This window comes from Ruminococcoides intestinihominis (assembly GCF_040096285.1).
Taxonomy (GTDB): Bacteria; Bacillota; Clostridia; order Oscillospirales; family Acutalibacteraceae; genus Ruminococcoides; species Ruminococcoides intestinihominis.
Window position 1 is genome coordinate 1 of record NZ_JBBMEY010000041.1, and the last position, 15,125, is coordinate 15,125.

Consider the following 15,125-nt stretch of genomic DNA (forward strand, 5'->3'; position numbering starts at 1 on the left):
TCATAGTTATATATGATTTAAAATGCATAATCTCACTATAAATTTTTCTTTATAGACAATTAAATTTAAAACAAACTTACCTTTACCCACAAACAAAATTGAAAAAACCTAATTTATCAATCTCACCTTTACTCACAGAAAAATTGAAAAGCCCAAATTTATCTAACTAAACTTACACATAAACAAAATAAAAAACATATAATTATATTAAACCGGATATATAATAAAAGATTTATCTTTACAATTTAAATAGAATAAAAACTTATATAAAACAACAACAGCACAACTTTCGTTGTGCTGTTGCTGTGTATTTTTGATAGTGAGGTATAGAAAAATACTACATTCATCAAAAAAACATTAACATTTAACATTTTCACTTGAGGGGGAGTCAGGAATCCCACAAGTAATTATATTATAATCCTATTTTTTTAATAAGTCAACTACCACAGACTATTATATAGGAAATTCACTATATTAAATTGCTATAACAAAAAAGGCTTTCACTACAATGTAATGAAAGCCATAATTTATATATTTAGAAATTAATCTTTCTTGCCAAACTTACGGAAACGAGCATATCTTGTATCAATAAGTTTATCTGTGTCAACAGCCATATTTTTCTCAAATGTTCTGGCAACCAGCATTTTTAGTCCCTCAAACATTTTTCTATCATCACTATCAACAGGTTCACGAATAATTCTTTCAATAACACCAAGGTCAAACAAATCGTGGGAAGTTAACTTTAAGCAGTTAGAAGCCTCAGGTGCTTTTGAACTATCTTTCCATAGAATTGATGCACAACCCTCAGGTGAAATTACTGAATAAATACTATCTTCAAGCATCCAAACTTCATCAGCAACTGCCAGTGCCAAAGCACCACCTGAACCACCCTCACCGATAATAATGGAAAGCACAGGTGTCTTTAATGTCATCATTTCCATAAGGTTCTCAGCAATAGCAAGACCTTGACCTCTTTCCTCAGCACCGATACCGGGATAAGCACCACTGGTATCAACTAAGCAAAATACAGGTCTGTGGAACTTTTCAGCCTGTTTCATAAGTCTTAATGCTTTTCTGTAACCCTCTGGGTTAGCAGAACCAAAGTTACGGTTCATTCTTTCCTTAGTATTTCTACCTTTTTCAATACCGATAACTGTGATAGGTTGGTCATAAAGCATTGCTAAACCACCAACAATAGCCTTATCATCACCAAATCTTCTGTCACCATGCATTTCAATAAATGATGAACCGAACATTTTGTTAATATAATCAACGGCAGTTAATCTCTTAGAGTCTCTGGCTGCCATTACCTTATCATAAGCATTCATTATTCTTGAACCTCCTTGTTAGGATTGTGAATAGAAAGAAGATAAGCAAGAGTTTTCTTCATATCTTTTCTCTGTACAACAGAATCTACAAAACCTTTTTCAAGTAAGAATTCTGATCTTTGGAAACCCTTAGGAAGTTTAGTGTGGGTTGTTTGTTCAACAACTCTCTGTCCTGCAAATCCAACAAGAGCCTTTGGCTCAGCAAGGATAATGTCACCCTCCATAGCAAATGAAGCAGTAACACCACCTGTTGTTGGGTCAGTTAGAACAGTAATATATAGAAGCCCTGCATCACTGTGACGCTTTACTGCACCGGAAGTCTTTGCCATCTGCATTAGCGACAACACACCTTCCTGCATTCTTGCACCACCTGAAACTGTGAAAATAACAATAGGTAGTCTATTGTCTGTAGCATACTCAATAGCTCTTGTAATCTTTTCACCGGTAACAGTACCCATAGAACCCATCATAAAGTCTGATGACATAACACAAATTGCAGTATCATTGCCACCGATTTTACAAGTACCTGTGATTACATTTTCTTTTTCATTACTTTTTTCTTTAGCAATTCTTAGTTTTTCTTTGTAGTTAGGAAAATTAAGAATATCTGTACTTTCCATATCCTTATCCATTTCAACGAAAGTACCCTTGTCGGCAACAATCTTAATTCTTTCCCTAGCAGTCATTCTAAAGTGATGATTACATTTACTGCAAACACTAAGGTTTTCTTTCAAATCACTTGCCAAAAGCATATTGTTACAAGCAGGACACTTTACCCACATTGAATCAGGAACAAATGGCACTGAGTTATTTGATTGGTTAGAACCCTCAAGTTCATTCTTTGGTTTTAAAAAAGTAAATAAATCCAACATAATCACCCATTTCGTAAATTATTCGTAAAAACTATATAAGCACATTATAACACGATTTTCACTTTGATACAATTACTTTTTTCTTCTCTTCTCAAATTCTTCGATAAAATCAGTTGTATAAGAACCATCAATAAATTCTTTAGCAGAAAGAATTTCAATCTGTAGGTTTCTGTTGTGGTCAATACCACTGATTGAAAGTTCAGAAAGTGCCATCTTCATCTTTCTGATAGCAAGATCACGAGTTCTGCCTTGAACAATAACCTTGCCTACCATACTGTCATAGAATGGTGGAATAACATAATCCTGATAAATAGCAGTATCAAAACGAACAAATGAACCACCCGGAATATGTAGCTTTGTAATCTTACCACAAGATGGTCGGAAGTCCTTGTCAGGATTTTCAGCATTAATTCTACATTCAATGGCGTGACCATGGAAGAATATCTGATCCTGAGTTTTATCAAGCTTACAACCGGCAGCAACTCTAATCTGCCACTGTACTAAGTCAAGACCTGTTACCATTTCTGTAACACCGTGTTCAACCTGTAAACGAGTATTCATTTCCATAAAGTAGAAGTTCTTGTCCTTATCAAGTAGAAATTCTACTGTACCGACTGAATTGTAGTTTACTGCCTTAGCAGCCTTAGTAGCAGCATCCATCATTTTTGCTCTGATTTCAGGAGTAATTGATGGGCTAGGACTTTCTTCAATTAACTTTTGGTTCTTTCTCTGAACAGAACATTCTCTTTCACCAAGGCATAGAACATTGCCGTGCTTATCACAAAGCAACTGCATTTCAATATGCTTAACCGGTTTTAGGAATTTTTCTATGTAGCAACCACTGTCACCAAATGCACTTTTGGCTTCACTTGATGCACTTCTGAAAGCATTCAGGAAATCCTCTTCTTTTTCAACAAGACGGATACCTCTACCGCCACCACCGGAACGAGCTTTAATAAGAATTGGGTAGCCAATCTTACCGGCAGCTGCTTTAGCTTCATTTTCATCTTCAATAACTTCTGTACCGGGAGTAACAGGTACACCGGCTTTTTGCATTGTTTTTCTTGCTTTATCCTTGTCACCAAGGTCCTCAATCATCTGAGAAGATGGACCAATGAAAGTAATGTTACACTTTTCACAAAGAGAAACAAACTTTGCATTTTCAGAAAGAAGTCCGTATCCCGGGTGAATAGCCTGAGCACCGGAAGAAACAGCTATTGTTAAAATATTAAGCATATTTAAGTAACTATCCCCTACCTGAGCAGGACCAACACAATAGGCCTCATCAGCTAATGATACATGAAGGGCATCCTTATCAGCTTCACTATAAATAGCAACTGTGCTGATACCCATTTCTCTACAAGCTCTGATAATTCTTACTGCAATTTCACCACGGTTTGCAATTAAAATTTTTGAAAACATTTTTAAATCTCCAATCCTCTAGGAGTTTTACTTTACAGCAAATGACATTTCTGCCTGAACATGAAGTTTGCCGTTTACATAACCCTTTGTACTAATAAAATAGAATGGTGCCCTTACTCTTGTAACTGTAGCAACAGTTTCCAATGTGTCACCGGGTAGAACAGGTTTCTTAAACTTAACACCATCTAACTTTGTAAAGTAAGGTGTGCCACCTTTTACCTTATCAGCAAGAAGTACACAACTGGCCTGTCCCATCATTTCACAAAGAATAACACCGGGAACAACAGGGTTACCCGGGAAGTGACCTTTTAAGAAAAATTCGTCACCTTTAATTGTATAATAACCTTTTGCCTCATTTTCACCTGTTAATTCTGCTCTTTCAACAAGTAGCATATTATCTCTATGAGGTAAAATCTGCTTAATTTCTTCTTGATTCATTTTAAATTACCTTTCTTTAGTTGTAATTTATTTTTACATATTAATGCATAATGGGGCGAACAATGTTCGCCCATACAAATTTTTTATGTAAAATTATTCAATAACGAAAAGTGGCTGACCGTATTCGATAATGTCACCATCTTTAACAAGGATTTCCTTAATAGTGCCATCTTCTTCTGCCTGAATTTCGTTCATTAGCTTCATAGCTTCAATGATACAAACTGTATCACCCTTTTTAACTGTCTTACCAACGGTTACATATGGTTCAGCTTCAGGAGATGCTGCCTTATAGAAAACACCAACCATAGGTGCTTTAATTGTTTTGCCTGTAGGCTGAGGAGCAGTTGTAGGTGCAGGAGCCGGAGCAGACTGCTGTACAGGTGCAGTTTCTATTACAGGAGCTTGTACAGGAGCAGGTGCAACAGTAGGTGTTGGGGCAGCAGCATTAAAAGCTACTGCAGGAGCAACAGGCTTATTCTTTTCAATACGAATTCTTCTGCCCTTTTTTGTTTCTATTTCAAGAACACTTAAATCGTTCTTATTAGCAAGTTCAATTAATCTTTTAACATCATCAAGGTCATACTTCTTTAGTTTAAAAACTTCCATCTTAGTCCTCCATAAACTTCTTGAAGATTAGGCAAGCATTGTGACCACCAAAGCCAAGGTTAGTAGATGCTGCAACATTTACATCTCTCTTAACTGCCTTGTTAGGTGTGTAGTTAAGGTCACATTCTTCATCTTTTTCTGTGTAGCCGATTGTTGGTGGGATAATACCATTCTTTAGAGCAAGTGTACAAACAATAGCTTCTAATGCACCGGTAGCACCAAATAGGTGACCTGTCATTGACTTTGTTGAAGAAACATTTACTCTGTAAGCATTTTCACCAAGAGCCTTCTTGATAGCCTTTGTTTCTGTTACATCATTTAGGTGAGTTGATGTACCGTGAGCATTCCAGTACCATTCTTCATCACCTGTAACATTAGCTTCTTTCATAGCTACCTTAATTGCCTTTGCAGGAGTTTCAGCAGTTGCATCAGGAGCAGTAATATGGTGAGCATCACAAGTGTTACCATAACCGGCAATTTCAGCATAAATCTTAGCACCACGAGCCTTAGCGTGTTCATATTCTTCAAGAATCATACAAGCGCCACCTTCGCCCATAACAAAGCCATCACGGTTCTTGTCAAATGGGATAGATGCATTCTTAGGGTCATTTCTTGTTGTAAGTGCCTTACAGTTTTGGAAACCGGCAATTGATAGTGGAGAAACTGCAGCTTCTGCACCACCTGTTATAATTGCATCACAGTAACCGTCTCTGATTGCATGGAAAGCTTCACCGATTGAGTTTGCACCTGTTGCACAAGCAGTTACGATTGGTACACAAGGACCTTTTGCCTTGAACTTAATAGCGATTGTACCTGAGGCCATATTAGCAATCATCATTGGAATAAAGAAAGGGCTAACCTTTCTTGCACCAAACTTTTCCATATTGATAGAGTTCTTATAGAAACTATCAAGGCCACCGATACCGGCACCTACATAAACACCAAAGTTATCTTCTTCAATCTTACCTAGGATGTCACTGTCTTCTACAGCTTCAGTTGCTGCTGCAACTGCATACTGTGTATATAAATCGTTCTTTCTTAAATCTTTCTTTTCAAAATACTTTGTTGGTTCGAAATTTTTAACTAAACCGGCAATCTTAACCTTTAGACCTTCTGTACTAAAGCGTTCTTCAGGAATAAAGTCAATACCTGAAACACCGTTTACAAGGTTGTCCCAAGTTGTCTTCATATCATTACCTACCGGAGTCACTGCTCCAATACCAGTTACTACTACTCTTCTCATATTAGCTACCTTTCTTCGTAAATTTAAGGCAAATTACATTGCCATACCACCGTCAACTCTTAGAACTTCACCTGTAATATATGAAGCATCATCAGAAGCTAGGAAACAAATTGCATTTGCAACATCTTCAGGAGAACCGGCTCTCTTCATTGGGATACCACTTGAAATCATATCCTTTGCCTTATCAGAAAGCTGATCTGTCATATCTGTGGCAATATAACCAGGAGCGATAGCATTAACTGTAACATTTCTGCCACCAAGTTCCTTTGCAACTGACTTTGTTAGACCGATGATACCGGCCTTTGATGCTGAATAGTTAGCCTGACCTGCATTACCCATAATACCAACAACTGATGCAAGAGAAATAATTCTACCACTTCTCTGCTTCATAAAGTGCTTATAAGTTGCTTTCATCATATTGTAAGTACCCTTTAGGTTAACATTGATAACTGCATCAAAATCAGCTTCTGTCATCTTAACCATAAGCATATCACGAACAATACCTGCATTGTTAACCAGAATATCAAGACCACCAAAGTCCTTAATAACTGCATTAACAGTTTCCTGTGCTGATTCAAAGTTTGAAACATCACTCTTATAGAACTTTGCCTTTGCTCCCATTTCTTCTAGTTCTTTAATAGCAGGAGCTGCCTTTTCTTCGTCACAAATATCAGTAATAATAATTGTTGCACCTTCACTTGCTAACTTCTTACAAGTAGCAAAACCGATACCTCTTGAACCACCTGTTACAAGAGCAATCTTACCTTCTAACTTCATATACTTCTCCTTTTTCTTACACATTTAGTGCATCTAAATCTTCTTTATTTTCAACCTTAATTGCAGTAACATTTCTGTCAATTTTCTTAATTAGACCTGTTAGAGTCTTGCCAACACCAACTTCAATAAATGTGTCAACACCATTTGCAATTAAATTCTCTACTGTTTTCTGCCACTTTACAGGGTTCTTACACTGATTAGTAATAAGTGACTTATAATCCCCACTATATTCTTCTGCTGTATAGTTTGCATAAAGTGGAATAGTTGGTTCATTTAGTGTCATATCTGCTAAATATTCACCAAGACCAACAGCTGCCTTAGCCATATAAGGTGAGTGGAATGCACCACTTACTGCTAAAGGTACTGCTCTACCTTTTTCACTTTTAATCTTTTCACAAAAAGCTTCAAGGTTATCTTTGTTCATAGCAACAACTGTCTGTGCAGGTGAGTTGTAGTTAACAGGCCAACATTCATCAAATTCAGAAGCAATTTCTTCAATTCTTTCAGGTGTTAGCTTCATAACTGCAACCATAGTACCGGGAGTTTCATTTGCTGCTCTATCCATTAATTCTGCTCTCTTACAAACAAGTTTGAAAGCATCTTCGTAACTCATAATTCCACTAAAACCAAGTGCTGCAATTTCACCTAATGAGAAACCTGCAACATAATCAATCTTAATGCCTTTTTCCTTAACTGCCTCAGCAGCAGCAAGATCGGCAGTAAAAACTGTAGGCTGAGTGTTTACTGTAACAGAAAGTTCTTCCTTTGTACCGTTAAAGCACTGATTGCTTGTACCCTCTCTGATAGAGTCAGCCATATCATAAACTGCCTTAGCAGCAGGAGAACAATCATATAATTCTTTACCCATACCGGGATACTGTGCACCCTGACCTGAGAATACTAATGCTATTTTACCCATTGTGTAGCTCCCTTTAGTGTTTCCTCAGCTTGAGTAAACATTTCTTCAATAATTTCCTTAGCAGGTTGTTCTTTCTTAACCATAGCAGCAACCTGACCGGCTAGTACAGTACCGTTCTTTACATCACCTTCACGAGCTGCAAGTCTTAGCTTACCTGTACCCATACTTTCAAGCTTTTCATCATCACAATTTGTACGGTCATATTCACAAGCCTGATATTCCTTAGTAAAGCTATTTCTGATTGAACGAACAGGATGACCCAGACGCTTACCTGTAACAACAGTGTCAATATCCTTAGCCTTTAGGACCTTTTCTTTATATTCATGAGCGATAGTACATTCATCACATACTAAGAATCTTGTACCAACCTGTACACCCTTAGCACCTAACATAAATGCAGCAGCAATCTGTCTGCCGTCAGCAATACCACCGGCTGCAATAACCGGAATATTAACTGCATCTACAACCTGAGGTACAAGAGCCATTGTAGTTAAATCACCAACATGACCACCACTTTCGCCACCTTCGGCAATGACTGCAAAAGCACCACGCTTTTCAACCATTCTTGCAAGTGCAACAGAAGCAACTACAGGGATAACCTTAATACCTGCTTCAGTCCACATTGGCATATATTTTGTAGGAGTACCGGCACCTGTTGTAACAACCTTTACTCCTTCTTCAACAACAACCTTTGCTACTTCATCAACGAATGGTGACATCATCATAATGTTTACACCGAAAGGTTTGTCAGTCATTTCTTTACATTTCTTAATTTCTGCACGAAGTTGTTCTCCGTTAGAATTCATAGCAGCGATAATACCAAGGCCACCGGCATTTGAAACACCGGAAGCTAAAGAAGCATCAGCAACCCAAGCCATACCGCCTTGAAAAATAGGGTATTGAATACCTAATTCTTTATTAATAACAGTATCAATCATTATGTACCTCCAATTTACGCAACCTAGAAAATAGGTAGTTTTAGTAGATAAACCTTTTTGCAAAATTGCAAAAGGGCACAATTCTCCAATCTTTGTTATTGTACTATAAAAAAGCCTTATTGTCAATGAACTGCGCCCTTGTTTTTCCTCTTATAGTTCATAATTAAAAGGTTTTTATAACTTAAAATTTTGTGTATTATTAATCATAATTATATGTTTTTGTCTATTAATTAACCGTTTTTGCATATACTTTATTTTAAAAAACTGTTTTCACACTCAACTAAAGCTAACTGCAAAAATCTTCCAAACATTTTCTCAGAGAAGTATCTCCATTAACCTCTATTCCCTCTTTTAATTTATCTTGGTCATCATAAGGCAAAGAACTAACAAGAGTATCTGTTTTTATCATTGGGGATTTTTCATTTTTCTTAAAAACCGAAACATAACCTTTGTAATTTTTCACATAATAAATTTCTGATGCAGTAGCCTTTTGCTGACTTAAAGTTTGAGCAAATTCTTCCTCCTTAAGTTCAAAATTTGCTGACACAAAAACCGATGCAAAGAGAATACATCCGGTTAGGATAATAGCTACATATTCCTTCATATGTTCAACTTCCTTTCACATAATTAGAAAAATATTCCTTCAAGGAATTATTTTTTCATAAAAATATACGAATATTCATATATTAAAAGATTTTTTTTGCACATATAAAGAAAAAGTAAAAAATAGGTTTATTTTTGTATGATAATATGGTACAATGTAATCTGTTATGTTTTACATATATATTGAAAAATTATAATGTAGATAAAGTACATAATAAAATTACAAATAAAACAGAATATTGCCTTAAAAAGGAGGTGGTCGGTTTGAGAGAAACTGATATCAGTAAGATGAGTACTAAGAAACCTTCTGGTAGAAGTGAAATCGAACACGACAAAAAAGGAACTAGTAAAGTAGTATTTTCAGGTATTGGAAAAGCTATATTCACCATTTTTATGGTTTTCGTATGTGCTATTGTTGCTGTAGGTATCAGCCTAGGGGTATATATTTTTGGCATTGCCTCTGAACCAACAGGCATTGACCTGGTTGCTGCAAGTCTAAATCTAACCAGCCACATTTATGTACAAAACGATGATGGTGAGTTTAAGGAATATCAATCCATTTACGACACAGAAAACAGAGTATGGGTTGACTTTAAGGACATTCCTCAGCATATGAAAGATGCTATGGTTGCAATCGAGGACAAGCGTTTCTATGAACACCATGGTGTTGACTGGCAGAGAACTGCCGGTGCTATACTTTCCCTTTCATCAGGTTCAAGTAGCTATGGTGGTTCAACAATCACTCAGCAGTTAATCAAGAACCTTACTGATGACAATCAGGTTTCCCTAAATCGTAAGATTAGAGAAATCTTCAGAGCTTTAAATGTTGAAAAGGAATACACTAAGGACCAGATTCTTGAGGCCTACCTAAATGTTGTAAACTTCGGTAACAACTGTCAAGGCGTTCAGGCTGCATCTCAGCTTTATTTTGGTCAAGATATTCAGAAGTGTTCTATTGCTCAGTGTGCTGCTATTGCTGGTATCACACAGAACCCTAGCCAATGGAACCCACTTATCTACCCTGAAAACAACAAGAAGCGTAGAGAAATTGTTATCAAGGAAATGTACAAACAAGGTAAGATAACAAAAAAAGAATATGAAGACGCAATGAAAGAATCCAAGAATATGAAGTTCGTCGGATATAACCAAAAGAAAGAAAAAGAAGAAATCTATGTTCAGAACTGGTATATTGAAGAACTTATGAATGACCTTAAGAAGGATTTAGCAAAGCAGAATGATATTTCTGAAGATGTTGCACAAAGAATGATCTCAACACAAGGCCTAAAGATTTATTGTGCTATGGATGCTAAGATGCAGAACTATATCGAAAAGGTTGGTAGAAGTGTTAACACAGAAAATGATGTTGCAGGACTACAGACTGCTATGACTCTTATGGAATATGATGGTAGAGTTGTTGCTACTACCGGTTCTTCCCTAAAGAAAACAAGTAACAATCTTTTTGACAGAGCTACATCTGCTGCACTACAGCCCGGTTCTTCTATTAAGCCGGTAGTTGTTTATCCTTATGCTATTGAACACAATGTTCTAACTTATGGTTCACTGGTAGAAGACGAACCGCTAGATGACTATAAGGTTGGTACAGACGGATATGCCGAGGCAGGTCCTACCAACTGGTATTACGGTTACAAAGGTACAATGTCACTTCCGGATGCTATCGAAATTTCTTCAAACGCAACAGCTGCTCAGGTTATGGACAAAATCACACCTGCTGCTGCATATAAACAGGTTACTCAGCTAATGGGCTTTACTCACCTTGATGAACAAGACGGTAAAGAAGTTGGTGCATTGTCTATCGGTGGTATGACAGGTGGTGTTACTGCCAGAGAAATGGCAGCTGCCTATCAGTACCTTGGCAATGGTGGTCAGTATTATGAACCATACACTTACTACTATGTAACTGATAATGACGGCAAGATTGTTATTGACAAGAGAGACCAAATGCCAAAACAAGCATACTCTGATGAAACTGCTGCCATTATGAACAGAGAACTTCACTTCAACGTTACTACTTCCCACAACACTCAGGCATATAATGCCAGAATTGACGGTTGGGATATTATCGGTAAAACAGGTACAACTAATGATGATAAGGATAGCTGGTTCTGTGGTTGTTCTCCATATGCAACACTTGCAGTATGGACAGGTTTTGATACACCGGCAACTAACCCGGATACATCTATCGCAGCAAAGAACTTCCAGACAGTTATGTCAAAGTATCTAAAGGGTAAAAAGAAAAAGTCTTACAACTTCCCTGCTGATATGGAAGAAATTTCTTATTGTGTAGATTCCGGTCTACTAGCTTCATCATATTGTTCAAACACAAGAACAGGTTATTACTTTAAGGATAAGAAGCCTGACTATTGTTACGGTGACCACAGTGGTACAGTTTACTACAACAATGATGACACTTATAGCAATGATAGTTACAACAACAACTACACTGACTATAACAACTACACAACAGCTTATAGCGATAATAACGATTATAATAACTATGACGCAACAACTCAGGGTGCAACCGAAAGTGGTGGAGAAAATGAACCTGCTTCACAGGAAAATCAACAAACTAAAGCACCTGAAACTAAAGCTCCTGAAACAAAGCCTGCCCAGAATAACAACAATGAACCGGTAGCAACTACAGGAGCTGCAAACTAACTAAGATTTTACAAAACAAGATAAATATACAAGAGAGGTACAGATATGATTTCAGTAGCAATTATGGGTCACGGTACAGTTGGCTCAGGTGTAGCAGAAATTCTGACAACACACAAACAGAAACTTTTCAAAGCAGTTGGTGAGGAACTTTATGTTAAGCATATTCTTGACTTAAGAGAATTTCCTGACAGCCCACTGGCAGACAGATTTACAAAGAACTTTGAGGACATTGTAAATGACATTGAAGTAAGAGTTGTTGTTGAAGTTATGGGTGGTACAAACCCTGCATATGACTTTGTTAAGAGATGCTTACAGGCAGGTAAAAGCGTTGTAACATCTAACAAAGAACTTGTTGCTAAGCATGGAGCAGAACTTCTTGCAGTAGCAAAAGAAAACAATGCTAACTTCTTATTTGAAGCATCAGTTGGTGGTGGTATTCCAATTATCAGACCACTTTCACAGTGCTTAGTAGCAAATGAAGTTGACGAAATTGCCGGTATCTTAAACGGTACAACAAACTTCATCTTTGGTAAGATGATTAACGATAATATGGATTTTTCAGATGCTCTTAAGTTAGCTCAAGACTTAGGTTATGCCGAAAGAAATCCTGAAGCTGATATTGAAGGTCATGATGCTTGTAGAAAGATTTGTATTCTTGCTTCTCTTGCATTTGGTAAGCACATTTATCCTGACAATGTTTACACAAAGGGTATTTCAGAAATCACACTTGATGATGTTAAGTATGCCGATAGCCTAAACTATGTTATCAAATTAATCGGCGATGTTAAGAAAACAGAAGATGGCAAACTAGACATTCTTGTTGCTCCAATGCTACTTTCAAAGGATTGTATCCTATCAGACATTAACGATGTATTTAACGGTATCTTAGTTAAGGGTGACTGTACAGGTGATGTAATGTTCTACGGTAAGGGTGCCGGTAAGTTACCTACTGCATCAGCAGTTGTAGCCGATGTTGTTGACTGTGCAAAGCACCTAAAGGCTAGAAAGAGAATTTTCTGGACAGATAGTGACGGAAGTCAGGTTGCTTCATATAAAGATAGTAAGACAGCAATGTACATAAGAGTTGCCGGTAAGGGTGAAATGGCACAAAGCTTATTCCCTGATTCAGAAATTATGAAGGCTGATGGCAACACAGTTCTTATGACACAGGAATATAAGTTTGGTGAAATTGAAGAAAAGATTGCTAAGCTTAACGAAAATGGTGAAAAGGTTCTTTCTGCTATTAGAATTGGCAACCTATAATTAATTAGTTTATCATTTTAAATCTATATAAAAATTCACTTAGGTGGAAAATAAGGAGATAGGAAATGGCACTTATAGTACAAAAGTTCGGTGGCTCATCAGTAGCCGATGCCGAAAGAGTGTTTAATGTTGCAAAGATTGTAACAGACACTTACAAAAAGGGTAATGACGTTGTAGTTGTAGTATCTGCTCAAGGTGATACAACAGATGACCTCATTGCAAAGCAAATGGAAATCAACCCAGAGGCTAACAAGAGAGAAAGAGATATGCTACTTGCTTCAGGTGAGCAGATTTCAATTTCACTACTTGCTATGGCTTGTGAAAAGCTTGGTGTACCGGCAATTTCACTACTAGGCTGGCAGGCAGGTTTCCAGACAACATCAGCACACACATCAGCTAGAATTAAGAATGTTGATGGTCAGAGAATTCGTCAGGAACTTGACCAACACAAGGTTGTTGTTGTTGCCGGTTTCCAGGGTATTAACCGTCACGAAGACCTAACAACTCTAGGTAGAGGTGGTAGTGACACATCTGCAGTTGCTATTGCAGCTTCTCTACACGCTGACCTATGTCAGATTTTCACAGATGTTGAAGGTGTATTCACAGCTGACCCTAGAAAAGTTAAAAACGCAATTAAGCTAAAGGAAATTTCTTATGACGAAATGCTAGAACTTGCAACTCTTGGTGCACAGGTTCTAAACAACCGTTCTGTAGAAATGGCTAAAAAATATGGAATTGAACTTGAAGTACTTTCAAGTCTTACTAATAAACCAGGTACAATAGTAAAGGAGAAACCAAAGATGGAAAAAATGATTATTTCAGGTGTTGCTAAGGACTGCGACATTGCAAGAATTTCAATAAAGGGTATTCCAAACGAACCAGGCTTTGCTTTCAAAGTATTCTCAAAGCTTTCAGCAAAGGATATTAATGTTGACATTATTCTTCAGTCTGTTGGTACTGAAGGCACAAAGGATATTGCATTTACTGTTGCTGCTGATAAGGGTCAGGAAGCTGTTGACACTCTAAACGACAACAAAGATGCTCTAGGCTTTGAAGAAGTAACACTTGACAAGGAGGTTGCTAAGATTTCTATTGTTGGTGCAGGTATGGAAAGCCATGCCGGTGTTGCTACAAAGATGTTTGAAGCACTTTACAACAACAATGTTAACATTCAGATGATTGCTACTTCTGAAATTAAGACATCTGTTCTTATTGCTAAGAAAGATGCTGACAGAGCTGTTTCTGCAATTCACGATAAGTTCTTTGACTAATATTTATTAGTATTAACTTACATTTAAATTATTCAGGGGCGAACTTAGTTCGTCCCTTTTTATATATAATCCTCTCCCCTAAAACTTTGTTTATATTTAGAAATCAATTACTCTATATTTATTGACACTTACCACTAATAATGTTAAACTATATTTATAAACCTTTTTGGAGGACATTATGAAAGACGAAAAAGAAACACTTATACTAAATAAATATCATACATATGATGCTCTTATTGTTGTTGGTACTGCACTTGTAATACTGGGATTAATTGTTTTTGCAACTGTATTTACCGGTGTAGGTTCACTAGGCAGAGCCTCTGTTATTATTGGGGTTTTACTATTTTTAGTTGGTGGCATTATGATTGGCAACGGTAGAGTTATTAAGAAAAAGGCACTTGGTGAAGTTGATGACTTCTACTGTGATTACACAAAAAAGAAAAAGCCTACAGAAAAAACTGCCGATACCTCAACAGATGATTCTATAGACTAAAATAATTTTCAATTAATAGACTTATATAATTAATAGACTTGTATTTTTAATTATATGTTCTAAACTCATTAGCTAACTGATTCTAAATCAGTTAGCTTTTTTATTTATCAATTTTAATTGTGAGTTAAAATAATCAAACAAATTTTTTGGGGTTCAATTTTGATTATGCTATTCTAAAAACAATTCAACAAATTTGGGGTTGTGGGGATGATTATGTAATGTAGATAAATTAGATAATAACCGATTAATTCATCTAATTTATAGTTTTATCCCTCC

14 protein-coding genes are annotated in these 15,125 nt (G+C 36.7%); 4 read left to right on the forward strand and 10 right to left on the reverse strand.

Translation table 11 applies throughout. The annotated features are described in order from the left end of the window. Positions 1-542: 542 nt before the first annotated feature. The 10 genes from WMO18_RS09035 to WMO18_RS09080 form a co-directional block, all read right to left on the reverse strand. Positions 543-1,328: an acetyl-CoA carboxylase carboxyltransferase subunit alpha gene (locus WMO18_RS09035; RefSeq protein WP_211147744.1), complete on the reverse strand. Its 786-nt coding sequence runs from the start codon at positions 1,326-1,328 to the stop codon at positions 543-545. Continuing rightward, a complete protein-coding gene (accD, locus tag WMO18_RS09040; protein ID WP_022504720.1) occupies positions 1,328-2,200 on the reverse strand; it encodes an acetyl-CoA carboxylase, carboxyltransferase subunit beta in 873 nt (290 codons plus the stop codon). The genes WMO18_RS09035 and accD overlap by 1 nt, the downstream gene beginning before the upstream one ends. Positions 2,201-2,272: 72 nt before the next feature. After that, positions 2,273-3,622 (reverse strand): acetyl-CoA carboxylase biotin carboxylase subunit, encoded by a 1,350-nt coding sequence (accC, locus tag WMO18_RS09045; protein WP_211147743.1) that lies wholly within the window; start codon positions 3,620-3,622, stop codon positions 2,273-2,275. Positions 3,623-3,649: 27 nt separating this feature from the next. After that, positions 3,650-4,060 carry a 3-hydroxyacyl-ACP dehydratase FabZ family protein gene (locus tag WMO18_RS09050; protein ID WP_022504718.1) on the reverse strand — a complete coding sequence of 137 codons (411 nt, stop codon included), beginning with the start codon at positions 4,058-4,060 and terminating at the stop codon, positions 3,650-3,652. A gap of 93 nt (positions 4,061-4,153) precedes the next feature. Next, entirely contained in the window at positions 4,154-4,666 is a 513-nt protein-coding gene (gene accB / locus WMO18_RS09055) for an acetyl-CoA carboxylase biotin carboxyl carrier protein (protein ID WP_211147742.1), read from the reverse strand. Between the two features lies 1 nt (position 4,667). Next, a complete protein-coding gene (gene fabF, locus WMO18_RS09060; RefSeq protein WP_211147741.1) occupies positions 4,668-5,909 on the reverse strand; it encodes a beta-ketoacyl-ACP synthase II in 1,242 nt (413 codons plus the stop codon). Between the two features lie 33 nt (positions 5,910-5,942). After that, positions 5,943-6,686, reverse strand: coding sequence for a 3-oxoacyl-[acyl-carrier-protein] reductase (gene fabG, locus WMO18_RS09065; protein WP_022504715.1), 744 nt, complete (start codon positions 6,684-6,686; stop codon positions 5,943-5,945). A 16-nt stretch (positions 6,687-6,702) separates the two neighbouring features. Beyond that, entirely contained in the window at positions 6,703-7,605 is a 903-nt protein-coding gene (gene fabD, locus WMO18_RS09070; protein ID WP_211147740.1) for an ACP S-malonyltransferase, read from the reverse strand. Continuing rightward, positions 7,593-8,543, reverse strand: a complete 951-nt coding sequence (gene fabK, locus WMO18_RS09075) for an enoyl-[acyl-carrier-protein] reductase FabK (protein ID WP_211147739.1) — start codon at positions 8,541-8,543, stop codon at positions 7,593-7,595. Before fabK ends, fabD begins: the two co-directional genes overlap by 13 nt. A gap of 286 nt (positions 8,544-8,829) precedes the next feature. Then, the gene (locus WMO18_RS09080) at positions 8,830-9,147 is read right to left on the reverse strand and encodes a hypothetical protein (RefSeq protein ID WP_211147738.1); all 318 of its coding nucleotides are present in this window, start codon (positions 9,145-9,147) and stop codon (positions 8,830-8,832) included. A 263-nt stretch (positions 9,148-9,410) separates the two neighbouring features. On the opposite strand from WMO18_RS09080, the gene WMO18_RS09085 reads away from it, so the two are divergent. From WMO18_RS09085 to WMO18_RS09100, 4 genes are all read left to right on the forward strand, one after another. Then, positions 9,411-11,822, forward strand: coding sequence for a transglycosylase domain-containing protein (locus WMO18_RS09085; protein ID WP_367286553.1), 2,412 nt, complete (start codon positions 9,411-9,413; stop codon positions 11,820-11,822). Positions 11,823-11,867: 45 nt separating this feature from the next. Continuing rightward, complete coding sequence (locus WMO18_RS09090; RefSeq protein WP_138157229.1) at positions 11,868-13,085, forward strand: homoserine dehydrogenase; 1,218 nt, start codon at positions 11,868-11,870, stop codon at positions 13,083-13,085. Between the two features lie 65 nt (positions 13,086-13,150). Next, a complete protein-coding gene (locus WMO18_RS09095; protein WP_211147736.1) occupies positions 13,151-14,356 on the forward strand; it encodes an aspartate kinase in 1,206 nt (401 codons plus the stop codon). A 178-nt stretch (positions 14,357-14,534) separates the two neighbouring features. Continuing rightward, positions 14,535-14,849 carry a hypothetical protein gene (locus WMO18_RS09100; RefSeq protein ID WP_211147735.1) on the forward strand — a complete coding sequence of 105 codons (315 nt, stop codon included), beginning with the start codon at positions 14,535-14,537 and terminating at the stop codon, positions 14,847-14,849. The last annotated feature ends 276 nt before the right edge of the window (positions 14,850-15,125 follow it).